The 23,913-nt window shown below is 68.9% G+C and carries 18 protein-coding genes; 7 read left to right on the top strand and 11 right to left on the bottom strand.

Annotated elements, in window-relative coordinates; translation table 11 throughout:
- Nucleotides 1–279: 279 nt before the first annotated feature.
- Genes M2421_RS15635 through M2421_RS15625 form a run of 3 tightly spaced genes read right to left on the bottom strand, consistent with a single transcriptional unit; the run spans nt 280 to nt 8,017 of the window.
- Nucleotides 280–3,366: an efflux RND transporter permease subunit gene (locus M2421_RS15635; protein WP_259208413.1), complete on the bottom strand. Its 3,087-nt coding sequence runs from the start codon at nt 3,364–3,366 to the stop codon at nt 280–282.
- Nucleotides 3,363–6,872 (bottom strand): efflux RND transporter permease subunit, encoded by a 3,510-nt coding sequence (locus tag M2421_RS15630; RefSeq protein ID WP_259208412.1) that lies wholly within the window; start codon nt 6,870–6,872, stop codon nt 3,363–3,365. Before M2421_RS15630 ends, M2421_RS15635 begins: the two co-directional genes overlap by 4 nt.
- A complete protein-coding gene (locus tag M2421_RS15625) occupies nt 6,869–8,017 on the bottom strand; it encodes an efflux RND transporter periplasmic adaptor subunit (protein WP_259208411.1) in 1,149 nt (382 codons plus the stop codon). Before M2421_RS15625 ends, M2421_RS15630 begins: the two co-directional genes overlap by 4 nt.
- A gap of 205 nt (nt 8,018–8,222) precedes the next feature.
- Between M2421_RS15625 and M2421_RS15620 the strand changes: the two genes are divergently transcribed.
- Together M2421_RS15620 and M2421_RS15615 are read left to right on the top strand one after the other, a co-directional pair.
- The gene (locus tag M2421_RS15620) at nt 8,223–8,618 is read left to right on the top strand and encodes a c-type cytochrome (protein WP_259208408.1); all 396 of its coding nucleotides are present in this window, start codon (nt 8,223–8,225) and stop codon (nt 8,616–8,618) included.
- An 8-nt stretch (nt 8,619–8,626) separates the two neighbouring features.
- Nucleotides 8,627–9,088, top strand: a complete 462-nt coding sequence (locus tag M2421_RS15615) for a cytochrome c (protein ID WP_259208405.1) — start codon at nt 8,627–8,629, stop codon at nt 9,086–9,088.
- 546 nt (nt 9,089–9,634) lie between these two features.
- On the opposite strand, the gene M2421_RS15610 is transcribed toward M2421_RS15615, so the two are convergent.
- Nucleotides 9,635–11,518 (bottom strand): ATP-binding cassette domain-containing protein, encoded by a 1,884-nt coding sequence (locus M2421_RS15610; protein ID WP_259208402.1) that lies wholly within the window; start codon nt 11,516–11,518, stop codon nt 9,635–9,637.
- A gap of 36 nt (nt 11,519–11,554) precedes the next feature.
- A complete protein-coding gene (locus tag M2421_RS15605) occupies nt 11,555–12,457 on the bottom strand; it encodes a LysR family transcriptional regulator (protein WP_259208400.1) in 903 nt (300 codons plus the stop codon).
- Nucleotides 12,458–12,561: 104 nt separating this feature from the next.
- On the opposite strand from M2421_RS15605, the gene M2421_RS15600 reads away from it, so the two are divergent.
- The 3 genes from M2421_RS15600 to dbpA are packed head-to-tail and all read left to right on the top strand — an operon-like array spanning nt 12,562 to nt 15,374.
- On the top strand, nt 12,562–13,638 hold the full coding sequence (locus M2421_RS15600) for a YeiH family protein (protein ID WP_259208397.1): 1,077 nt from the start codon (nt 12,562–12,564) through the stop codon (nt 13,636–13,638).
- Between the two features lie 26 nt (nt 13,639–13,664).
- The gene (locus M2421_RS15595) at nt 13,665–13,949 is read left to right on the top strand and encodes a hypothetical protein (protein ID WP_259208396.1); all 285 of its coding nucleotides are present in this window, start codon (nt 13,665–13,667) and stop codon (nt 13,947–13,949) included.
- Nucleotides 13,950–13,997: 48 nt separating this feature from the next.
- Nucleotides 13,998–15,374: an ATP-dependent RNA helicase DbpA gene (gene dbpA / locus M2421_RS15590; RefSeq protein ID WP_259208395.1), complete on the top strand. Its 1,377-nt coding sequence runs from the start codon at nt 13,998–14,000 to the stop codon at nt 15,372–15,374.
- Between the two features lie 274 nt (nt 15,375–15,648).
- On the opposite strand, the gene M2421_RS15585 is transcribed toward dbpA, so the two are convergent.
- Entirely contained in the window at nt 15,649–16,185 is a 537-nt protein-coding gene (locus M2421_RS15585) for an adenine phosphoribosyltransferase (RefSeq protein WP_259208390.1), read from the bottom strand.
- Nucleotides 16,186–16,495: 310 nt separating this feature from the next.
- On the opposite strand from M2421_RS15585, the gene M2421_RS15580 reads away from it, so the two are divergent.
- Both M2421_RS15580 and M2421_RS15575 read left to right on the top strand, forming a co-directional pair.
- Nucleotides 16,496–18,937, top strand: coding sequence for a membrane-bound PQQ-dependent dehydrogenase, glucose/quinate/shikimate family (locus tag M2421_RS15580; RefSeq protein ID WP_259208387.1), 2,442 nt, complete (start codon nt 16,496–16,498; stop codon nt 18,935–18,937).
- Between the two features lie 96 nt (nt 18,938–19,033).
- Nucleotides 19,034–19,888, top strand: a complete 855-nt coding sequence (locus M2421_RS15575) for an IclR family transcriptional regulator C-terminal domain-containing protein (protein WP_259208385.1) — start codon at nt 19,034–19,036, stop codon at nt 19,886–19,888.
- Between the two features lie 48 nt (nt 19,889–19,936).
- Here M2421_RS15575 and pcaC read toward each other — a convergent pair whose 3' ends face one another.
- From pcaC to pcaH, 5 genes are all read right to left on the bottom strand, one after another.
- Nucleotides 19,937–20,329 carry a 4-carboxymuconolactone decarboxylase gene (pcaC, locus tag M2421_RS15570; protein WP_259208383.1) on the bottom strand — a complete coding sequence of 131 codons (393 nt, stop codon included), beginning with the start codon at nt 20,327–20,329 and terminating at the stop codon, nt 19,937–19,939.
- Between the two features lie 55 nt (nt 20,330–20,384).
- Nucleotides 20,385–21,161 carry a 3-oxoadipate enol-lactonase gene (gene pcaD, locus M2421_RS15565; protein WP_259208381.1) on the bottom strand — a complete coding sequence of 259 codons (777 nt, stop codon included), beginning with the start codon at nt 21,159–21,161 and terminating at the stop codon, nt 20,385–20,387.
- A gap of 20 nt (nt 21,162–21,181) precedes the next feature.
- Entirely contained in the window at nt 21,182–22,525 is a 1,344-nt protein-coding gene (locus M2421_RS15560; RefSeq protein ID WP_259208378.1) for a 3-carboxy-cis,cis-muconate cycloisomerase, read from the bottom strand.
- 67 nt (nt 22,526–22,592) lie between these two features.
- Nucleotides 22,593–23,156: a protocatechuate 3,4-dioxygenase subunit alpha gene (pcaG, locus tag M2421_RS15555; RefSeq protein WP_259208376.1), complete on the bottom strand. Its 564-nt coding sequence runs from the start codon at nt 23,154–23,156 to the stop codon at nt 22,593–22,595.
- A 4-nt stretch (nt 23,157–23,160) separates the two neighbouring features.
- The gene (pcaH, locus tag M2421_RS15550) at nt 23,161–23,871 is read right to left on the bottom strand and encodes a protocatechuate 3,4-dioxygenase subunit beta (protein ID WP_259208373.1); all 711 of its coding nucleotides are present in this window, start codon (nt 23,869–23,871) and stop codon (nt 23,161–23,163) included.
- Between the last annotated feature and the right edge of the window lie 42 nt (nt 23,872–23,913).

Raw genomic sequence — 23,913 nt, 5'->3', positions numbered from 1 at the left:
CAGCGCCCAACCCACCGACCAGCGTCAGCGCCAGCAAAGCCTTGCTTCCACCTGCGCACCGCAAGCCGCGCCCCCTCGCAGCCGGTAGGCTCCTGGGCAAAATAAAGGAGGAGGCCGCCACGCGGCCGGGGGACATTTGCGCCAGGGGCCTACCGGCTGCGACGGGGCCCACATGCGCGCGACGGACCCGAACGGAGACACCGCCTGGCAGTGCCCACCCCGGCCCGACGGCCGGCACTACCGAACGCCGGGATTGTTGGCCGGCGGCCACCGGCCCGTTCAGGCGACCGTTGCCGCGTCGCCCTTCGCCGGCAGCCCGCGCGCACGGCGGATGATCCGCGACACCGCCGTGCTCATGTCATCGAGCATGGCGTAGATGGTCGGCAGGAACAGCAGGCTGACCACCGTCGAGAACGCCAGGCCGCCGGCGATGGCACGCGCCATCGGGTAGTACGGCGGGCCGTCGCCCAGCAGCTGGGTGTCGGTGAGCGAAATCGGCACCATGGCCAGGATCGCCGTGCCCATGGTCATCATGATCGGGCGCAGGCGCTCGCGCGAACCCTCCACCAGCGCCTGGGTGCGCCCTACCCCGCGCCGGCGCAGGTTGTTGATGTGCTCGATCATCACGATGCCGTTGTTCACCACCACCCCCATCAGCACCAGGATGCCGATGAAGGACATGATCCCGAACGACGTGCCGGTGAGCCAGAACAGCCAGAACACGCCGAAGATCGAGAACAGCACCCCGCTCATGATCGCGGCCGGGAACAACAGCGATTCGAACACCGCGGCCATCACCACGTAGATCATCACCAGCGCGATGATCAGGTTGAACAGCATCTGCTGCATGGCTTCGTTGTCGTTGCCGTAGTCGCCCCCATCGAAGGTGAAGCTGTAACCGGCCGGGAAGCTCATCGGCTTGAGGGTGTCCTCCATGGCCTTGCGTGCTTCCGGGGTGGTGATCTTCTCGGCAAGGTTGGCCTTGATGGTCAGGGTGGTCTGGCGGTTGGTGCGGGCAACCCGGGTAGCCGATGGCTTGATCGAGACGTCGACCAGGCTCAGCAGCGGGACCGAGCGGCCGTCGCCGGTACGCACGGTGAAGCTGGCCAGGTCTTCCGGGCTGCTCTGGTCGGCGCCGGCAAAGCGCACCCATACCGGCACTTCGCTGTCGCCGCGACGGAACTCCCGCAGCGGCGCGCCGCGCAGGGCCAGGCCGACGAAGCTGGCGACCTGTTCGGCGTTGAAGCCGAAGGCGGCGGCACGCTCGCGGTCGACGTGGATGGCCAGTTCGCTGCCCTTCTCGCCATTGTCGATGCGCACATCGCGCAGTTCCTTGCGCTGGGCCAGCAGGGGCACCACTTGTTCGCCGATCTCCTGCAGCATCTTGGTCGAGTCCCCGACCAGCTGCACCTGCACCGACTGGGTGCCGCCACCGCCACCATCCCCGCCCTGATTGCCGACGATGTAGTCCGCGCGCGCCGAGCGCGGCAGGCCCTTGCGCAGCACTTCCTGCACGGCGGGCAGGTTGTCGGCATGCGCGGCGTCGAAGGTGACGGTGGTGCTGCTGCCTTCCTCTTCGCTGTACCAGGAATACACCTGGGTGATGTGCAGCTTCTCGCGGTTGTCATCCAGGTAGCGCTCGACGCGTGCGACTTCCTCGGACATCTGCCCGTAGGTGTAGGCACCCTTCCAGTTGTAGCCGATGAAGATGTCCTTGCCACCCTCACCGCCGAACATGTCGACCTTGGTCAGCTTCATCGGTACCAGGCTGACCAGCACCACCATCACGATGCCGAACACGCTCCAGCCCCGGTGTTCCAGCGTCCATTGCAGCAGGCGCGCGTAGCGGCGCTGCAGGCGTGCGATCACCCCGCTCTCCGCATGCACCAGCTTGGGCGTCTGCATGCGGGCCGACAGCATCGGGATCAGGCTGACCGCGACCAGCCACGACGCCAGCAGCGAGACCGAAATGGTGATCGCGATCTGCGCCATGAAGATGCTGATGTTGTTGGTTTCGCCGAACAGGTTGGGCACGAACACGATGCAGTGGCACAGGGTGCCGGCGCTGAGCGCGATGGCCACGTTGCGGGTGCCGACGATCGAGGCCAGCCGCGGCTGGTCGGGCATGCGCTCGCGTTCCTGGTAGATGCTCTCCACCACCACCACCGCGTTGTCCACCAGCATGCCGACCGCCAGCAGCAGGCCCATCATGCTCAGGATGTTGAGGGTGACGCCGGCGAAATACATGAAGCCCAGCGTGATCACGAAACAGATCGGGATCGCCAGGGTCACCATCAGCGTCGACGGCCAGTGGCGCAGGAAGAAGAACAGCACCGTGACCGACAGCAGCAGGCCGACCGCGCCGGCTTCGGCCAGTTCCAGCAGCGAGGAGGTGACCGTCTTGCCCTGGTTGTCGATCACCTTGATCTGCACGTCGCGCATCGATGGCTGCGTGCGGATCGCCTCGACCTCGGCCAGCGCCGCGCGCGAGACCTCCACCAGGTTGGCGCTGCGCTCCTTGTAGATGTCCAGGCCCACCGCCGGATTGCCATCCAGGCGCCGGCCGTAACTCATGCGGGTCGGCTTGAGGCGGATGTCGGCGATATCGCCCAGGCGCAGCCCCCGGGTGTCGATCACCAGGTCGCGCAGCTCCTGCAGGTCGGTGATCTCGCCGACCGGCTGGATGCGCACGCGCTGGCCGTTGTCGTCGATCTGCCCGGCGGAGATGGAAAAGTTGAGCGTGCGCAGGCGGTCGCTGAGGTCGTTGATGCTCAGGTTGTGCGCGGTCAGGCGGTCGGGGCTGATCGCGATTTCCACCTCGTTGGGCGGTGCGCCGGAGATGTTGACCCGGGCCACGCCGGGAATGCGCTCGATGCGCCGCTTGAACTCGCGGTCGAGCATGTCATACGCGCCGGTCAGGTCGGCGCTGCTGGCCAGGCGTACCTTCAGCACCGGCTCGTCGCTGCTGGACCACTTGAACACGTTGTAGCGCTGCAGATCGTCGGGCAGGTCACTGCGGATCGCATCGATGCGCTCGCGCGCGTCGGAGGCGGCGATGGCGATGTCGCGGTCCCAGTCGGTGAACTCGATGAAGATGCTGGCGCCTTCGGAGGTGGCCGAGGAGCGCATGCGCTTGATCCCGGTCATGGTCGCCAGCGCCTCCTCGGTGGGGCGGATGATGTTGCGCTCCACCTCTTCCGGGGTGGAGCCGGTGTAGGGCACCTGCACGAACAGGAACGGCGCGGAGATGTCCGGCAGGGCTTCCAGCGGCAGCCGGAACGAGGCGATCAGCCCCACCACCACCAACGACACGAAGCACATGATGGTGGTGATCGGGCGGCGGATGGAGAACTCGGCGATGCTCATGCCGGCTCCTGTGCAGCGCCGCCGGCGGTGGGCTCGGCGTGGCCGGCGTGCTTGCGCCCACGTTCGCGGTAGTAGGCATCACCGCGTCGATCCAGCAGGTCGTACACCACCGGGATGACCACCAGGGTAAGCAGCGTGGACACCAGCAGGCCGCCGATCACGGTGATCGCCATCGGTGCGCGCACTTCGGCGCCCTCGCCCATCGCCACCGCCAGCGGCAGGAACCCGAACAGGGTGCACAGCGTGGTCATGATGATCGGGCGCAGGCGCGAGCGCGCGCCTTCCACCAGCGCCTGCTGCTTGGGCACGCCGGCTTCGCGCAGCTGGTTGACCTTGTCGATCAGGATGATGGCGTTCTTGGTGACCAGACCCACGAGCAGGATCAGGCCGATGAACACCACCACCGAGATCGGCTTGCCGCTCAGCATCAGCGCCAGGATCGCGCCCACCAGGGCCAGCGGGATGGTGAACAGGATGACGAACGGATGCAGCAGGGACTCGAACTGCGAGGCCATCACCAGGTAGACCAGGAAGATCGCCAGGCCGAAGGCGAAGATCAGCGAGCGCGCCGATTCGGCCAGCTCCTCGCCCTGTCCGCCGATGTGCATCGCCACGCCCGCGCCCAGCGGGTCCTTGGCGACCATCTCCTGCACTTCGCGCACCGCACCGCCCAGGTCGATGTCGCGCAGGTTGGCCGAGACCACCGCAACGCGCGTCTGGTCGGCGCGATGGATCTCGCTGGGGCCGTTGGTGGCGACCACCTCGGCCACCGCGTCCAGCGTGACCGGACGGCTGCTGCCGGGATTGACGATCAAGCGGCGGATGCTGTCCACGCTGGCGCGGTCGCCTTCCTGGGCACGCACCAGCACGTCGATCTTGCGGTCGCGGAAACTGTAGCGGGTGGCCACGTCGCCACGCACCTTCTTGACCACCACGTCGGCGATCTGCCGCGTGGTCAGCCCCAGCGCGCCGGCGCGCTCCTGGTCGAAACGGATCTGGATTTCCGGGAAGCCCTCCTCGACCGTGGACTTGACGTCGGCATAGTGCGGGTTGTTGCGCAGCATCGCCGCCAGCGCCTGGCCGCCGCGTTCCAGCGTAGCCATGTCCTGGCCGCGCAGTTCCACTTCCAGCGGCGTGGAGAAGCTGAACAATGCCGGCCGCGCGAAATCGACCTGCACGCCGGGATGCTGCCGCATCGAATCACGCAGGCGCTCGGTGATCGCCGCTTCCGTGCGCGCGTCGCCGCCACCGGCCATCACCACGGTCAGCTTGCCGATGTTCTCACCGCTTTCGGTGGGGCTGGCATCCAGCCGCGTACCGCTGCCGCTGACGCCGTACAGGGACGCGATCTGCGCATCCTTGGCATGCGCCAACTGCAGCTCGCGGACCAGTGCGTCGGTCTGCTTGAGCGGCGTACCGGCCGGCAGCTTGGCGGTCATCTCGAAGCGGTCCTGGGCCAGCTGCGGGATGAGGTCGGCACCGAGCATCGGCACCAACGCCAGGCTGGCCACGAAGGCCAGCGCGGCCAGGCCCAGCACCTTGCCCGGATGATGCAGGGCCCCGGGCAGCAGCTTCAGGTAACCGCGCTCGGCACCGGCATAGGGCTTCATCGCGATGTCGCTGGCCTTGCGCATGACCGGGCCGATGACCGCGGCCAGGCCGCGCCAGACCCGGACCACCGCCCAGGCCAGGCCAAAGCAGCTCCAGCGCACCAGCGCGCCGATGCCACGGCGGCCGCCGGCGACCGGCTTGAGCCAGCGCTGTTGCGGCTGCCATGCGGCCTGCGCGGGCTCTTCCGGGAAGGCCAGCGGCGGGCGGCCTTTGAGCGAACTCAGCATCGGGATCAGGGTCATCGACACCAGCAGCGAGATCGCGATGGCGATCGCCACGGTCAGCGCCTGGTCGCGGAACAACTGGCCGGCAATGCCGTCCACGAACACCAGCGGCAGGAACACCGCGATGGTGGTGAGGGTGGAAGCGACCACGGCCATGCTCACTTCGCGGGTGCCGACGATGGCGGCCTGCAGGATGCCCAGCCCACGTTCGCGTGCCTTGGCGATGCTCTCCAACACCACGATCGAGTCGTCCACGACCAGGCCGGTGGCCAGCGCCAGGCCGCCCAGCGACATGACGTTGAGGCTCAATCCCATCTGGCCCATGAAGAAGAACGTGGTGATGATCGAGACCGGCAGCGACAGGCTGATCACGAAGGTGCTCCAGCCGTCACGCAGGAACAGGAAGATGATCAGGATGGCCAGCAGGCCACCGATCACCGCGTCCTTCTTGACGTCGCTGATGGCGTGTTCGATGAAGCGCGACTGGTCTTCGATGGTGGTCAGTTCGGCATCGCCGGGGATCTGGCCCTTGATCTGCTCCAGGCGCGCACGCAGCGCCTCGGCGGTGGCCACGGTGTTGGCGTCGCCTTCCTTGTAGATGGCCAGCTCGACCGCTTCCTTGCCGCCCAGGCGGATGATCGCCTCGCGCTCCTTGTAGCCCTGGCGAACGCTGGCGACATCCTTCAGCCGCACCGGCACGCCATTGGCGATGGTGGAGGAACTGCTGCTGGAGGCGCTCTGCGCCGCAGAGGCGGCCGCGACGGCCGCGTCCGAACCGGTGGAGGCGGCGATCGCGAACATCTGCTGCATGGCTGCGTCGGCAGCGCTGCCATTGCTGCCCTGGGTGGTCACCAGCAGGTTGCGGATGTCCTCCAGGTCGGCGAACTGATTGACGGTGCGCACCAGGAAGCGCTGCGAACCTTCCTCCAGGCGACCGCCGGAGATGTTGATGTTCTCTTCCTTGAGCCGCTTGATGACGTTGTCGATCGGCAGGTTGAGCTGGGCCAGCTTCTGCTGGTCGATGTCCACCTGGATCTCGTCCTCCAGGCCACCGCCCACCTTGACCGCGGCCACGCCGGCCACCGGCTCCAGTTTCTTCTTCAGGTCCTCGTCGGCGTAACGGCGCAGCTCGGTGAGCTGGCGCACCGCATCGGTCGCCGAGGCTGCATCGGCCTTGGCCGAGATCACCAGGCGCATGATCGGTTCGGTGGACGGATTGAAGCGCAGCAGCACCGGGGCCTTGGCCTCCAGCGGCAGGTTCAGCGCTTCCATCTTGTCGCGCACCTCCAGGCTGGCCTGGTCCATGTTGGTGCCCCAGGCGAACTCCAGCACCACATCGCTCTGCCCGGTGCGCGAGACCGACTTGAGCTTGCGCAGGTTCTTGACCACGCCCACGGCCTCTTCGACCGGTTCGCTGATCAGGGTTTCGATTTCGGTCGGCGCCGCACCGGTGTACTCGGTGCGCACGGTCAGGGTGGGATAGCTCAGGTCGGGCAGCAGGTTGACCTTGAGGTTGCCCAGGGCGATGAAGCCGAACAGCATCAGCGTCACCGTGCACATGGCGATGGTGACGCGGCGGCGGGTGGCGAATTCCACCAGGCCGCCGCCGTGTGCCCCCGGCCGCTCGCCGTGGTGCGGATCGTTGCCGTGGTCGTTGCCGGCCGAGGTCATTGACGGCTCTCCGCCTTCTTCGCCGGTGGCGTTGCGGCGGCGGTGGTGGTCGGCCTGGCACCGATCACCTGCACCGCGGTGCCATCACGCAGGGCCACCTTGCCGGCGGTGACGACCTGGTCGCCTTCGGCCAGGCCGTCGCGGATCTCCACCCACGGGCCTTCGGCGTAGCCCAGCGTGACCGGCACCCGTGCGACCTTGCCGGCCCGCACGCGGAACACCGCCGGCTCGCCGTCGTCGAGCAGCGCCAGGCGCGGCACCACCAGCGCGTCGGCGCGCTGGTCGTAGTCGATCCGGATGCGGCCGAACATGCCCGGCTGCAGGCCCTGGGCATCTTCGCCGAACCCGCTGACCACGCGGAACGTACCGCTGCCGGCGTCGACCACCGGCGAGATGCGGTCGACCACGCCGGGGAATGATTTACCCGGCAGCGCGTCGGCCACCAGCGTCACCGGCTGGCCGGCGCGCAGCGTGGCCAGTTCGCGCTCGGGCACGTTGAGGGTGGCCTCCAGGCGCGAGTTGTCGATGATCCGGAAGATCGGCGTGTTGATCTGCACGAAGTTGCCGGTCTTGATCGAGCGCGAAGCGATCACGCCGGAGATCGGCGCCACCACCGTGGTGTAGGACAGCTCCAGCGTGGCCAGGCGGTACTGCGCGCGGGCGTTCTCCACGTCGTACTTGATCTGGTCGACGTCGGCGGCGCTGACCATCTGCTGGCCGATCAGCTTCTGCGCACGCTGGTAGTTGTTCTCCAGCTTGCGCATCACCGCTTCGCTCTGTGCCACCGCCAGCCGCGCGCGATCCGGATCCAGCCGCACCAGCGGCTGCCCGGCGCGGACCGGCTGACCCTCCTCCACCAATACCGCCAATGCCACGCCGGAAGTCTTGGCCACCACCTGCGACTCGGCGCGCGCTTCCAGTGCAGCAGTGCCGGTGTAACTGGCCGCCACCGCGCGACGGCTGGCGGTCACTGCCTCGACCGGCACCGCGTCCACCGCCTTCTGGGCCTTGGGGTCCTTTTCGGCGGCCTGGGCATCGGCGGTGCCGGTGCCCGCGCCGCAGCCACTCAGCAGCAGGGAGGTAGAGAGAAGCAGGGCAGCGGCGCAGGTTCCGGTGCGGCCGTGCAGGAGAGAAGTTCGCGACATCGTCGTGTCCCTGAAGGATGCGTGGGCAGGTGTGGTAGCAAAGTAATGCACCACGTCACGATCACACCATATCCCAAAGGTCATGGTGACCTGCGGCAACCTCCCTGCGCGGGCCGGTTTCAGCTAGCTGAAAACGCAGGCTATACTCGGGCCAGTTCCGTACCCCACGCCGGAACGACCAGACCCGTACACCGGAAAGGACATCATGCGCCCGCAGCCGCTCGCCGCTTGTCTTCTGGCCGTCCTCCTGCCCCTCGGGGCCGCCGCACAGGCCGCCACTGCTCCTGCAGTACCCGCAGCACCTGCCGCACCTGCCACCGCCCCTGCCGCCGCCGCGCCCGCCCCCCTGACCGGGAGCTTCGACAATGGCCGCGTGCTCGCCTATACCTGCCAGGGGTGTCACGGCATCACCGGCTACAAGAACGCCTACCCCAGCTACCGGGTGCCCAAGATTGGCGGGCAGACCCAGCAGTACCTCAGCCAGGCGCTGAGCGAGTACCGCCAAGGCAAGCGCCGGCATCCCACGATGCAGGCGCAGTCCATGAGTTTCAGCGAACAGGAGATCGCCGATCTCGCTGTTTACCTGTCCACCGTCAAATAAGCGCGCTCATGTCGAAAGCCACGCCCTTCAAGCGTCACGCCATCGCCCTGTCCGTTGCCCTGCTGATGACTGCGTGTTCGCAGTCGCAGGTGGAAAACAGCGCAGATTCCGCCGCCGATCCGGGCCACGCCAGTGGCGAGCACGGGTCCGGCTCCTCCGCCGGCCTGCCCGCCGGTCGCATCGCCGCCGGTGAGGCCCGGGCCCAGGTCAAGGGCAAAGCGACCGGGCAGAGCTGCATCGACTGCCATGGGGCCGACGGCAACAAGCCGATCGACCCGACCTACCCGAAACTGGGCGGGCAATACGGCGACTATCTGGCGCATGCATTGCAGGCCTATCGGGCCGGCGACCGCCAACATGCGTTGATGACCCCGCAGGCAACCGGCCTGAGCGATCAGGACATTGCCGACCTCGCCGCGTATTTCGGGTCGCGGCCGAGCCAGTTGCGGGACCTGCACGGGGTGAAATGACCGCGGTAGCGCCGACCGTTGGTCGGCTGCCTATCATGACCCTCTGAATGGTAGAGCCGACCGTTGGTCGGCTGCCCTTCGTTCGGGCGTCATGACCCCCTGAATGGTAGAGCCGACCGTTGGTCGGCTGCCTTCCGTCCGGGCGTCATGAACCTCTGACGCCAGCCGACCAACGGTCGGCTCTACGGCTGAGGCCGACCAACGGTCGGTTCCAAGGGTGAGGGCTGAATGGTAGAGCCGACCGTTGGTCGGCTGCCCTTCGTTCGGGCGTCATGAACCTCTGACGCCAGCCGACCAACGGTCGGCTCTACAGGTGAGGCCGACGAACGGTCGGTTCCACGGGTGAGGGCTGAATGGTAGAGCCGACCGTTGGTCGGCTGCCTTTCGTTCGGGCGTCATGAACCTCTGACGCCAGCCGACCAACGGTCGGCTCTACGGGTGAGGCCGACCGACCGTCGGCTCCTCGGGGGAGGCCGACCCGCGGTCTGTTCCACACGTCCCGCACCGTCAAGCCGATCAACGGTCGGCTCTACGCCGATCACGGGATCAGGCGTCCAGCTCTTCCCAGCGTGCGTAGGCGGCATCCAGTTCGGCCTGCACCTTGCCGAGCTGCTGCGTGTGCGCGGCCATGTCGGCGGCGCTGCGCTGGTAGAACGCCGGGTCGTTCATCGCGGCGGTGAGGCCTTCGACGTCCTTTTCCAGGGTTTCGATCTTCAGCGGCAACTGTTCCAGCTCGCGCGCATCCTTGTAGCTGAGCTTGCGCTTGGGCTCGGCCGGGGCCGCAGCGGCCGCTGCAGCCGCAACGGGCCTGGGCGCCGCCACCGGTGCCGACGCGGCCGCCGCCGCCACGCGTGCGGCGTGGCGCTGCCAGTCGGTGTAGCCGCCGACGTACTCGCCGACCACGCCGTCGCCTTCCATGACCATGGTGGAGGTCACCACGTTGTCGAGGAAGTCACGGTCATGGCTGACCAGCAGCAAGGTGCCGGTGTAGTCGCTCAGCAGCTCTTCGAGTAGCTCGAGGGTTTCCACGTCCAGGTCGTTGGTCGGTTCATCCATCACCAGCAGGTTGGACGGCTGCGCGAACAGCTTGGCCAGCAGCAGGCGGTTGCGCTCGCCGCCGGACAGGCGGGTGATCGGTGCACGCGCGCGCTCGGGCGAGAACAGGAAGTCCTGCAGGTAGGCATGCACGTGCTTGCGCTTGCCGTTGAACTCGATGAAATCGCGGCCTTCGGCCACGTTCTCGATCGCGGTCCAGTCTTCGCGCAGCACCGCGCGGTACTGGTCGAAATAGGCAATCTGCAGGTTGGTGCCGGCGCGCACTTCACCGCTCTGCGGCTGCAGGTCACCCAGCAACAGCTTGAGCAGCGTGGTCTTGCCGCTGCCGTTGGGACCGATCAGGCCGATGCGGTCGCCGCGCAGGATGACGGTGCTGAAATCCTTGACCATCATTCGCTCGCCGAAGGCGAAGGAGATGTCCTTGACGTCGATGACCTTCTTGCCGGAGTTCTCCGCCTGCGCCGCTTCCATGCGTACGTTGCCGCCGAGTTCGCGGCGCTGCGAACGGTCGTTGCGCATCGCCTTCAGGCGGCGCACGCGGCCTTCGTCGCGGGTACGCCGGGCCTTGATGCCCTGGCGGATCCAGATTTCTTCCTGGGCCAGCAGTTTGTCGAAGCGCGCGTTTTCCTGCGCCTGCGCGTTCATGCGCTCTTCGCGGCGGCGTTCGTAGTTGGCCCAGTCGCCCGGCCAGCTGGTGACCTGGCCGCGGTCGATCTCGACGATGCGGGTGGCCAGGGCACGCAGGAAACGACGGTCATGGGTGACGAACACCACGCTGCCGTTCCAGTTCTTGAGGAACATTTCCAGCCAGTCGATGGCTTCGATGTCCAGGTGGTTGGTCGGTTCGTCCAGCAGCAGCAGATCCGGCGAGGACACCAGCGCGCGGCCGAGCAGCACGCGCCGCTTCATGCCGCCGGACAGGCGCGCGAACTCCGCCTCGCCATCCAGGTCGAGCTTGGTCAGGGTCTCGCTGACGCGCTGGTCCAGGCCCCAGCCGTTGGCGGCGTCGATCTTGGCCTGCACGGCCGAGAGGGCATCGCCGTCGAAGTCGTCGGCCATGCTCAGGTGGTGGAATTCGGCCAGCCACTGGCCCAGCTCGCCGAGCCCATCGGCGACCACGTCGAAGACGCTGCCGGCGGCACCGTGCGGCACCTCCTGTTCCAGGCGGGTGATGCGCACCCCCTGCTGCACGCGGACTTCGCCATCATCGGGCTTGTGATCGCCGGACAGCAGTTTGAGCAGGGTCGATTTGCCGGCGCCGTTGCGGCCGATCAGGGCGATACGCTCGCCCGGCTCGATCGACAGTTCGGCTTTTTCCAGCAACAAGGGGCCGCCGACGCTGAAGTCGACGTTTTGCAGAGTAATCAGAGGCATCCGCCCATTGTACGGGCTGGCGGTGCGCGGCGTCGCTCAGGCGTGCGCGAAAGCGTCCCGCGGCAGCCCCAGCAGCGCACCCAACGCCGGCGGCACCTGCTTGCCCGGGTGCCGCACCACCCACAACTGGCGCGACAACGGCGGCAGCGGGGTATCCAGGATGCGCAGGGTGCCCAGTGCCACCAGATCGGCCACGGCATGCCTGGACAGGCAGGCCACGCCCAGCCCCGCCGCAGCCGCCTGCTTGATGGCCTCGGTACTGCCCAGCTGCATCGAGCGGCCGAAGTGGTGCAGGTGCGGCAGCAGCGCCTGCTCCACCGCCTCGCGGGTGCCCGAGCCGGGTTCGCGCAACAGCCAACGGGCCGCGGCCAGCGCGGCCAGGTCCGGCGCCGGGCCCAGCGGCGCGCCTGCCGCAGCGACGATCACCAGGGCATCGCGCTGCCACGGCAGCACCTGCAGGCCGCTGTCATGGCAGGGCCCTTCGATCAGACCCAGGTCCACCTCCAGCCGCTGCACCGCCGCGACCACGTCGGCGCTGTTGCCGATGCGCAGATCGACCTGCGCCAGTGGATTGCCGGCGAGCAGCGAGGCGACCCGGGCCGGCAGCAGATAGTTGCCGATGGTGGTGCTGGCGCCGATCCGAAGGTGCAGCGGGGGGCCGCCGGCGCCGGCCTCGCGGCCGATGCCGGCCATCGCCTCCAGCTCGGTGGCGCCCACCAGCAGCGCACGCGCCGGCCCCAGCAATGCGCGGCCCTGTGCGTTGAGCACCAGCCGGCGCCCAATCCGGTCGAACAGCGGCGCCGGCAGCTGGGTTTCCAGCTCGTTGAGCGCGGCGCTGGTGGCCGACTGCGACAGCGCCAACTGCTCGCCTGCCGCCGCAGTGGTGCCGGCGTCGGCGACGCTCACGAAAACCTGCCATTGGCGAAGGGTGATGTGCATCCGGCCATTAACCCATTTATCGGGTTGAAATGACATGAATAATCCGTTTTACAGGTTCAATGGACGATTCCATCCTGACGATCTGCATTGATTGGAGTTCTGCCGTGACCACGTCCACCGCCGCCCTGCCGCTTCCGCCCCTTATCCAGCGCTGGCGCGGGCGCCTGCCGGGGCTGCTGCTCACCCTGCTGGTGGCCGCGACGGCAATGGGCCTGGCCACCCTGCCCTGGCTGCAGGCGCACGGCATCAGCGCGTTGACCCTGGCCGTCGTGCTCGGTATCGCGCTCGGCAACAGCGTCTACCCGCGCATCGCCGCGCAGGCCGCGCCGGGCGTGGGCTTCTGCAAACAGTGGCTGCTGCGCGCCGGGATCGTGCTGTATGGCCTGCGGCTGACCTTCCAGGACATCGGCCAGGTCGGCGTGGCCGGTGTGCTGATCGACGCCCTGGTGCTGGCCAGCACCTTCGCGCTGGCCTGGTGGGCCGGCACCCGCTGGTTCGGCATGGATCGCGAGAGTGCGCTGTTGATCGGCGCGGGCAGCGCGATCTGCGGCGCCGCGGCAGTGATGGCCGCCGAACCGGTGGTGCGCGGCCGCGCCGGCCAGGTGACCGTGGCGGTAGCGACGGTGGTGGTGTTCGGCACGCTGGGGATGTTCCTGTACCCGCTGCTGTACCAGCTCAATCTGGCCCATGGCGGGCTGCCGATGGGCGAAGCGGCCTATGGCGTGTTCACCGGCTCGACCGTGCACGAGGTGGCGCAGGTGGTCGCGGCCGGACGCGCGGTCAGCGAGGGCGCCGCCGATACCGCGGTGATCGCCAAGATGGTGCGGGTGATGATGCTGGCTCCGTTCCTGGTCGCGCTGTCGTTGCTGCTGGCGCGCGGCCGTGCGACGCAACCAGGCGCCGGACGCGCGGCGATCGTGGTGCCCTGGTTCGCGTTCGGGTTCGTGGCGGTGGCCGGAATCAACTCGCTGCACGTACTGCCTTCGGCCGTGGTCGCCGCGGCCATCGACGTGGATACGGTGCTGCTGGCCATGGCGATGGCCGCGCTGGGACTGACCACCCACGTCTCGGTGCTGCGCCAGGCCGGGCTGAAGCCGCTGATGCTGGCCCTGCTGCTGTTCGGCTGGCTGATCGGCGGCGGGCTGGCCATCAACCTGGGCGTGCATGCCTGGCTGGGGTGAGCCCCGGGCCGTGCAACACTACGGCGATGAAATCTGCGCGCGTGCCCCCTGTCGATCGCAGCTGCCTGCGTATCCCCTACCGGCTGCTGCTGCAGCGCTACGCGGCCGCGGATGACGCCGAAGACGACCTGCTCGAACTGGTGCGCCAGGTCGCCGGCGCGGATGCGGCGGTGTGCTGGAAGGAAGATATCGAGCATTCCAATCCATGGTTTCACACGCTGATTCTGGACGTCAGCGCCAGCCTCGGCGAGTTCAGCCACGCCCAGCACGGCGCCTTGATGGACCGCCTGCGGGCGCTGGATCTGGCCTGAGCCTGGCCGGCACCCGCCCGGCGAGCGGCGCAGCGGGTAGAATGCGCCATGAACGAATTCTCCGAACTGCCCCTGTCGGCCTCGCTGGCGGCGGGCATCGACGCGCTGGGCTATACCCGCATGACCCCCGTGCAGGCGCAGAGCCTGCCGGCCATCCTTGATCGCCGCGACCTGATCGCACAGGCCCCGACCGGCAGCGGCAAGACCGCCGCCTTCGGCCTGGGCCTGCTGCAGGCGCTGGACCCGGCGGTGATCCGCGCCCAGGCGCTGGTGCTGTGCCCCACCCGCGAGTTGGCCGACCAGGTGGGCAAGCAGATCCGCAAGCTGGCCACCGGCATTCCCAACCTCAAGCTGGTGGTGCTCACCGGCGGCATGCCGCTGGGCCCGCAACTGGCCTCGCTGGAAGCGCACGACCCGCACGTGGTGGTGGGCACGCCCGGACGCATCCAGGAGCTGGGCCGCAAGCGCGTGCTCAAGCTCGGCGGGGTGACCACGCTGGTGCTGGACGAAGCCGACCGCATGCTCGACATGGGCTTCGAAGAGCCCATCCGCGAGATCGCCGGGCGCACCAGCAAGGACCGCCAGACGCTGCTGTTTTCGGCCACCTACCCGGATGAGATCCGCACGATCGCGCGCGAGCTGCTGCGCGATCCGGTCGAGGTGACCGTCGAAGGCGCCGACAACGCGCCGGCGATCCGCCACCTGTTCTGCGAGACCGACCTGGCCAGCAAGCAGAAGGCACTGGCCGGGCTGCTGCTCAAGTACAACCCGGAATCGACCGTGGTGTTCTGCAATACGCGCCGCGATGTGGACGACGTGGCCAACTCGCTGCAGCAGTTCGGGTTCTCCGCGCTGCCGCTGCATGGCGAAATGGAGCAGCGCGACCGCGATGAGGTTCTGGTGCGCTTCGCCAACCGCAGCTGCAACGTACTGGTGGCCAGCGACGTGGCCGCGCGCGGGCTGGACGTGCAGGACCTGGCGGCGGTGATCAACTACGAGCTGCCGACCGACATCGAGACCTACGAACACCGCGTGGGCCGCACCGGTCGCGCCGGCGCGACCGGTCTTGCGATCAGCCTGGTGACCGGCCGCGAGCGCAACCGCGCCGACGCGCTGGAAGCGGCGCAGGGCAAGCCACTGGACTGGCAGAAGACCCCCCTGGCGACCGCCCGCCCGGCGGTGCTGCCGCAGGCCGCCATGGAGACCCTGCGTATCGACGGCGGCAAGACCGACAAGCTGCGCCCCGGCGACATCCTCGGCGCACTGACCGGCGACGCCGGGCTGTCGGCCAAGGTGATCGGCAAGATCGACATCTATGCCACCCGCTCGTACGTGGCGATCGCACGCGAGCATGTCGGCCGGGCGATTGCGCGGCTGGAAGCGGGCAAAATCAAGGGCCGTCGGTTCCGCGTCCGCAGGATGTAAGCGACGCGCGGTGGGAGGGCGGCCATACCCCCGTAGAGCCGACCGTTGGTCGGCTGCTCCCCCCACCGTAGAGCCGACCGTTGGTCGGCTGCTCCCGCCCCCGTAGAGCCGACCGTTGGTCGGCTGCACATGCCCCCGTAGAGCCGACCGCTGGTCGGCTGCTCCCGCTCAAGGAGCCACCGGCCAGCGGCCGGCCCTACCGGAGCTGGATCAACAGCAGCCGACCAACGGTCGGCTCTACGGTGGGCGGTGGCATGGCCACCGCGCCTAGGCGTCAATACACCAGGTTGGCCAGCAGCGGCACATCCGCCGCCCAGCGCTCGCGCCCGCCCAGGCCGGCCAGCTCCACCAGCACCGCGGCGCCGAGCACCTCGACCTGCAACTGGCGCGCCAGCGACAGTGCCGCCAGCAGGGTCCCGCCGGTGGCCAGCACGTCATCGATGATCAGCACGCGCGCGCCCGGCGGCAACGCATCGGCATGCACTTCGATGCTGTCGGTGCGGTATTCCAGCGTGTAGTCCTGCTTGAGCGTGCGGCCCGGCAGCTTGCCCGGCTTGCGCACCGGCACGAAGCCCACGCCCAGCACGCGCGCCATCGCCGCACCCAGGATGAAACCGCGCGATTCGATGCCCATCACCGCCTGCAGGTTGGCCGTGCGCCACGGTTCGACCATCGCATCAATGGCAGCGGCGAAATCCTCGCCGTTGGCCAGCAGCGGCATGATGTCCTTGAACAGGATGCCCGGCTTGGGGAAGTCGGCGATGTCGCGCAGGCGGCCGGCCCAGGCGGGCGTGGCGGAAGACTCGGTCATGGGCGGGGAAACCAAACGGGTGGCATAGGGTAAACGCTTCGGCCGGGCACCGCCCGCGACCGGCGGCCGCTGCGTTGCTGCGTTCCAGCGATGGCATGGCAAGTTCACGCGTAAATCGCACATCGGTGCGATAATCGCCCTAACCGGTCGTTCACTTCGTTTCCGCGATAAGCAGCGGAACATCCGTCGCGCTGTCGCCAGGCGATGCATGCAGGCAAGGTGACGCCCGACGGTCCCCGCCACGCTGGTCGCGCGCGGGCCTGCCCGCTGCCGGTCGGCAATGGGTTTCCTCTGTAGAGGTTCATGCAACGTGAACGAGAACAAGAAACAGTCGGCGACCTGCCGGATCCTGGTCATCCTGCTCGGCGTGCTGGTCATGCTGTTCGGCCTGGCCCTGCTGGTCGGCGGTATCCGCCTGGTACAACTGGGCGGCAGTGTGTACTTCCTGCTGATGGGCGCCGCCTCGCTGCTGGCCGGCGTGTTGGTGGCCGCACGCCGCCCCGCGGGCGCGCTTGTGTATGGCGTGGCCTTCGTGGCCACCGCCGTCTGGGCCGTGGCCGATGCGGGCCTGGAATTCTGGCCGCTGGTCTCGCGCCTGGTGATGCCGGCGGTGCTGGCGCTGCTGGTGGCGCTGGCCTGGCCCGCGTTGCGGCGCGCCCGCGGCGTGCCCGCCGGACGCGGCGCGTACGGCGTGGCCGCGCTGCTGCTGGTCGGCCTGCTCGCCACCGCCGTCTCGGCGTTCCAGCCGCGCCCGGTGGTGACCGCGCAGGGCCAGCGACCGGCCGTGGTGCCGGTGGCCAAGGGCAGCGAACAGCGTGACTGGATGCACTGGGGCAACACCACCGGCGGCACCCGTTTCGCCGCGCTGGACCAGATCACCCCGGACAACGTGGACCAGTTGCAGGTCGCCTGGACCGCACATACCGGCGATGTCCCGCAGAGCGACGGCTTCGGTGCCGAGGACCAGGTCACCCCGCTGCAGATCGGGCAGACCCTGTACGTGTGCACGCCGCACAACCAGGTGATCGCGATGGACGTGGACAGCGGCAAGCAGCGCTGGTCGTTCGATCCCAAGGCGACCGCGCCGAACTGGCAGCGCTGCCGTGGACTGGGCTACTTCGACGCCAGCCTGCCGATCGCGGGCGTGCCAACCGTGGCCGCCGCGGTCGCTGCCCCCGCCCCCGCACCCCCGGCGCCCGCCCTGGCCGCCGCGCCCCCCGCCCCGGCGTTGTGCGAAAAGCGCATCCTGATGACCTCGATCGACGCGCGCCTGTTTGCCCTGGATGCGGCCACCGGTGCGGCCTGCCCGGACTTCGGCGTTAATGGCGTGGTCGACCTGAAGGTCGGCATGGGCGAGATCAAGCCCGGCTTCTACACCCTCACCGCCGCGCCGTTGGTGGCCGGTGAGCTGGTGATCGTCGGCGGCCGCGTGGCCGACAACATCGAGGTCGGCGAGCCGTCCGGCGTGGTGCGCGCGTACAACGTGCGCAGCGGTGCGCTGGCCTGGGTCTGGGACCTGTCCAAGCAGACCCCGGACGTGCCGCTGGATCCGTCCATCCACTACACGCGCGCCACCCCGAACGTGTGGACCTCCATGGCCTACGACCCGCAGCTGGGCCTGGTCTACCTGCCGACCGGCAACACCACCCCGGACCAGTGGGCCGGCGAGCGCACTCCGCAGGACGACAAGTACAGCTCGGCCGTGGTCGCCCTCGACGTCGCCACCGGCAAGGAGCGCTGGGTCTACCAGACCGTGCACCACGACCTGTGGGACTACGACCTGCCCGCACAGCCCACCCTCACCGACGTGCCCGACGGCAAGGGTGGCACCCTGCCGGCACTGCTGCAGATCACCAAGGCCGGCCAGGTGTTCATGCTCAACCGCGCCACCGGCCAGCCGATCACCGAGGTGCGCGACATCCAGGCACCGCAGGGCCACGCCGACGGCGAGCGGTATTCGCCCACCCAACGGCTGTCGGTGGGCCTGCCGCAGATCGGCGCGCAGACGCTGACCGAATCGGACATGTGGGGCGCCACGCCGATCGACCAGATGCTGTGCCGCATCCAGTTCAAGGGCTTCCGCTACGACGGCATGTTCACCCCGCCGGGCGAGGACCTGGCGTTGCAGTGGCCTGGCTCGCTGGGCGGCATGAACTGGGGCAGCGCCTCGGTCGATCCGACCACCGGCTACCTCTTCGTCAACGACATGCGCCTGGGCCTGTGGACCAAGCTGATCCCGCGTGCACAGATGACCACCGGCGCCGGCGGCGTGGAAATGGGCGCGGCCTCGCAGACCGGTACGCCGTACGGCTCGCTGCGCGACCGCTTCCTGTCCAAGCTCGGCATTCCCTGCCAGAAGCCGCCGTTCGGCACGTTGTCGGCCATCAACCTGGCCACCCACCAGCTGGTCTGGCAGGTGCCGGTGGGCACGGTGAAGGACACCGGTCCGATGGGCATCAAGATGCGCCTGCCGATCCCGATCGGCATGCCCACCCTGGGCGGCTCGCTGGCTACCCAGTCCGGCCTGCTGTTCTTCGCCGGTACCCAGGATTACTACCTGCGCGCCTACGACAGCCGCAGCGGCAAGGAAGTGTGGAAGGCGCGGATGCCGGTGGGCAGCCAGGGCACGCCGATCACCTATGTGTCGCCGACGACCGGGCGCCAGTACGTGGTGATTTCCGCCGGCGGCGCGCGCCAGTCGCCGGATCGCGGTGATTACGTGATCGCCTACGCGCTGCCGACCGCGCACTGAGCCACGCGCGCCACGGTCGCCCGACCGTGGCGCATCGGCTTCGCTTCGCTGCGTGCAGCCTTTACCATGCACGATCACCGAGCACGACACACCGCCATGTCCGCCGTACCTCCCAGCCGTCGCCCCAAGCGCGTCCCTGCCCCGCCGCAGGACCGCGGCCTCAGCCATGAGCTGATGCAGCAGATACAGGACAACCAGGGCGATCCGGATTTCATGACCTCGCTGGGCCGTGGCCTGGTGGTGCTGAGCGTGTTCTCGCAACATCCGCGCGAAGTGACCATGTCGCAGATCAGCACCGAGACCGGGATTTCCCGCGCCGCGGTGCGCCGCGTGCTGTACACGCTGGAGAAGCTCGGTTACGTGGGCGAACAGGGCCGCGGCTTCGTGCTGCTGCCGCGCGTGCTGGGCATGGGCGGGGCGTACGTCGCGTCCTCGTCGATGACCGCCGCCGCGCAGCCGGTGCTGGATGCACTGCGCGACGATGTGCACGAGTCCTGCTCGCTGGGCGTGCTCGATGGCGACGACGTGCTGTACGTGGCACGTGCCGAAACGGTGCGGATCATGTCGATCGGGCTGCGTGCCGGCAGCCGCCTGCCGGCGTACTGCACCTCGATGGGCCGCGTGCTGCTGGCCGCACTGCCGCGCGACACGCTGGAAAGCTACCTGGAGCGCAACCCGCTGCGACCGCGCACCGAGCGCACCGTGACGCGCATGGACGAGTTCCTCGACACCCTGGAGCGGGTCCGTCGCGAAGGCGTCGCCCTGGTCGACCAGGAGCTGGAGATCGGGCTGCGCTCGATTGCCGTGCCGGTGCATGCGCGCAGTGGCAACGTGGTGGGTGCGTTGAACATCGGCACCCAGGCCGGCCGCATCAGCCTGGGCGTGATGCAGTCGCAGCTGCTGCCGCGCCTGCGTGAGGCGGCGCAGCGGCTGGGGACGTTGTTGCAGTAACGCGCCGTTGCGCCTTGCAGGGCTGCCGGCCAGCCGCCGGCCCTTCCGTCAGGGCGTGGATTCGTTGGCCTGTTCTTCCAGGATCGGCCTGGCCAGTGCGAAGGCATGGTTGGCCGCCGGCACGCCACAGTAGATCGCCGCCTGCAGCAGCGCCTCCTTGATCTGGTCGGCGGTGACGCCATTGTTGCGCGCCGCGCGGATGTGCAGCTTGAATTCTTCGTCGTGGCCAAGCGCCACCATCATCACGATGGTGAGCAACGAGCGCGTGTGCCGTGGCAGGCCATCGCGCGTCCATACCGTGCCCCACGCGGTGCGCGTGATGAAGGCCTGGAACTCCTCGGTGAAATCGGTGCGCGCCTGCAGCGAGCGCTCCACGTGGGCCTCGCCGAGCACGGCGCGGCGTACCGCGAGGCCGGCTTCGTAGCGTTCCTGTTCGTCCATTGGGGATGCCTCTGTTGGGGTGGGCGTGCCGACCCACGGTCGGCACCTGGCCGGTTCAGCGTAGGTGTGCGGCGAGCGCGGCGGTGAACGCACCGGCCGATTCGAGGTTGCAGATGTGGCGACCCGGCACCGCGATGGCCTGCCCCTGCGCGACGCCGGCGGCGATCGCCGCCAGGTCCGATGGCGGGCAGACGGGGTCGTCATCGCCGGCAATGGCCAGCGTCGGCACCGTGATGCCGGCCAGCGCGCCGCGGAAGTCGGCGGTGGCAACGGCATGGCAGCAGCCGATGTAACCGGCCACGCGGGTGGCGACGAAGCGCTGCAGGATGTCGTCCACCACGGCTGGTTGCGCTGCAGCGAAGGCCGGGGTGAACCAGCGTTCGGCGGTGCCCGCGCGCAACGGCTGCAGCCCGTCCTGCTCGACCTGCGCGATGCGCGCCTGCCAGCTCTCGGCCGTGCCGATCTTCGCTGCGGTCGCGGCCACGGTCAGCGTGCGCAGCCGCGCGCCGGCATGGAGACCGAGCCATTGGCCGGTCAGGCCGCCGATCGACAGCCCGCAGAAATGGCTGCGCTCCACCCCGAGGTGGTCCCACAGGGCCAGCACGTCCGCGCCCAGGTCGGCCACGCTGTACGCGCCCGGCGGCGCGCTGGACTGGCCGTGGCCGCGGCGGTCGTAGCGCAGGATGCGGAACTGCGCGGCCAGCGCGTCCACTTGCGCATCCCACATGTGCAGGTCGGTGCCCAGCGAGTTGCAGAAGGTCAGCCAGGGCGCATCCACCGGTCCATCGACGCGGTAGTGAATGCGGTGCAGGGGCAGATCAAGGAACGGCATGCAGTACTCCAGGAAACGGATCAGCCGCGCGCAAGCACGCGGTCGATCCAGGTATCGGCCATGCCGCGCCAACTGTCGGCGGCAAACAACGCCTGCAACTGTGCGGGCGGCAGCTGCGCGGCCACCTCGGGCATCTGCTGCAGGACGTCGCCCAGATGCCGCGACTCGGCCAGCGCACGCCGCGCGGCTTCTTCCACCAGTGCGTGCGCGGCGGCCTTGCCGAGCGTGCCGGCCAGGGTCACCGCCACCGCTTCGGCGTAAAGCAGGCCACCGTGGCTGTCCAGGTGCGCCTGCATGCGCGGGCGGTCCAACTGCAGGCCCTGCACGACCACGCTTACCTGGGCCAGGCTGCCGGCGCACAGGCGCACGATCTCCGGCACGGTCTCCCATTCGGCGTGCCACTGCCCCGCAGCGCGCTCATGCGGCTGCGGCATCGCCGCGAACAGCGTGGACAGCAGGCCCGGCACGCGGGTGGCCGCGGCGATCGCCGCCACGCACCCCACCGGGTTGCGCTTGTGCGGCATCGCCGAGGAGCCGCCTTTGCCTTCGCCGCTTGGCTCGAACGCTTCGGCGACCTCGGACTGCATCAGCAGCACGATGTCGGTGGCGATCTTGCCAAGGGTCCCGGTGAGCAGCGCGAAGGCGCTGCCGAGTTCGGCGATGCGGTCGCGTGCGGTGTGCCAGGGCAGCGACGGCACCGGCAGGTCGAGCGCGTCGCCGAGCGCCAGCGCTACGTCCAGCCCGCGCGACTGCAACGAGGCCAGCGTGCCGGCGGCACCGCCGAACTGCAGCACCAGCGTATCGCTGCGCAGCGCCTGCAATCGTCGTTGGCTGCGCTGCAGCGCATCCAGCCAGCCCGCCGCCTTCAGCCCGAAGGTGACCGGCACGGCCTGTTGCAGCAGGGTGCGCCCGGGCAGCCCGGTATCGCGCTCGGCATCGGCAAGACCCGCCAACGCGGCGCACAGCACCTGCAGCCGCTCCTCGACGCGGGTGAGCGCGTCACGCAACTGCAGGATGGCGCCGCTGTCGATGATGTCCTGGCTGGTGGCCCCCCAATGCACCCAGCGCGCCGCGTCGGGATCGTGCTGGCGCACCTGCGCGGTGAGCGCCTTGACCAGCGGGATGGCCGGGTTGCCGGCCAGCGCGGTGGCCTGGCCGAGCGCATCAAGCGGGTAGTGTCCGGCTTGGCAGGCGGCCTCGATCGGGGCCAGCGCGGCGGCGGGGATCACCCCGCAGCGCACCTGCGCGCGGGCGAGCGCCGCTTCCACGTCGAGCATCGCCTGCACCCGCGCGGCGTCGGTAAACAGGGCGTCCACCACCGGATCGCCAAACAACCCGCCCAGCAGGGAATGCGAATCGTGCATCAAACCAGCTCCATCCAGGACCGGGACAGCTTACCCGCGCCGGCCGCCGGCAGGCGTGGAGGCCACATCAGTAATCGAAGAACACGGTTTCGTGCTCGCCCTGCATGCGTACGTCCCAGTGGTACACGCCATTGCCCTGCGCCTGCGCGATGAGCGTGCCACGGCGCTCGGCCGGGACCAGCGCGAGGATCGGATCGGCGGCATTGCCGGGCGCATCGCTGAAGTACAGCCGTGCGCTGGCGGCGCGCAAGAGGCCACGCATGAACACCAGCACCATCAGGTGCGGGGCCTGCGCGCGCCCGCCCGGGCCGGCCACGCTGCCAGGCCGGATCGTGCTGAAGGCGAAGCGGCCGTGTTCATCGGTGGGTACCCTGCCCCAGCCGTCGAACGCCGGGTCGTGGTCGGCATGGCGCGGGTCTTCGGGGTGGGCATAGATGCCCTGCGCGTCGGCCTGCCAGATCTCCAGCACCGCATCGGACACCGGCACGCCGACGCCGTCGAAGACCTGGCCCTGCACCTGCACGCGATCGCCCTGCGCCTGGGCCGGTGCGATGTCGGTGCGGTACAGCGGTTCCAGGCCCAGCCGGTAGTACGGGCCCACGGTCTGCCATGGAGTGGATTGGAAACTCATCTGCTTACTCCCACACGGTCATCTTGCGGCCACGCAAGACGATGTCGAAACGGTAGCCCAGGGCGAATTCGTTCGCGGTGTTTTCCCAGTCGAACGAGGACACCATGCGCGCGCGAGCCTTGGGATCGTCCACGCAGTTGTAGATCGGGTCGTAGGCCAGCAACGGGTCGCCGGGGAAATACATCTGGGTGACCAGGCGCTGGCCGATCCCCTCGCCGTGCAGCGAGAAATGGATATGCGCCGGCCGCCACGCGTTGTAATGGTTGCGCCACGGGTAGGCGCCCGGCTTGATCGTGGTGAAGCGGTAGCGGCCGTGGTCGTCGGTGAGCACCTGGCCAGTGCCGGTGAAGTTGGGGTCCAGCGGCGCATCGTGCTGGTCGCCCTTGTGCAGGTAGCGGCCCGCCGCATTGCACTGCCAGACTTCGACCACGCTGTTGCGGACCGGGCGGCCGTTCTCGTCCAGCACGCGCCCGCTCACGACGATGCGTTCGCCGAGCGGCTGGCCCTTGAAGCCGGCGGTGAGGTCGGCGGCGTGCTCGCCCAGGGTGATGCGGTCCAGGGTCGGCCCGGTCACTTCGGACAGCGTGGCCGGAATCTGGATCGGATCGCGGCCGGGGCCGCGCAGGCGGGTGGACGCATACGGCAGGTGGATGCGCGCCGGCTGGGTGCCGGGATACGGCCTGCGGTAACCGCGCAGGTCAGTGGGATCGCTCATGGCGTACTCCAAGTGGCGGGCGGCCCGGAGGCCGCGGCTGGG

It is taken from the genome of Stenotrophomonas sp. BIGb0135, assembly GCF_024810105.1.
Taxonomy (GTDB): domain Bacteria; phylum Pseudomonadota; class Gammaproteobacteria; order Xanthomonadales; family Xanthomonadaceae; genus Stenotrophomonas; species Stenotrophomonas maltophilia_AB.
Note: the sequence above shows the minus strand (reverse complement) of the source record. Positions and strands in the feature narration are given on the sequence as shown.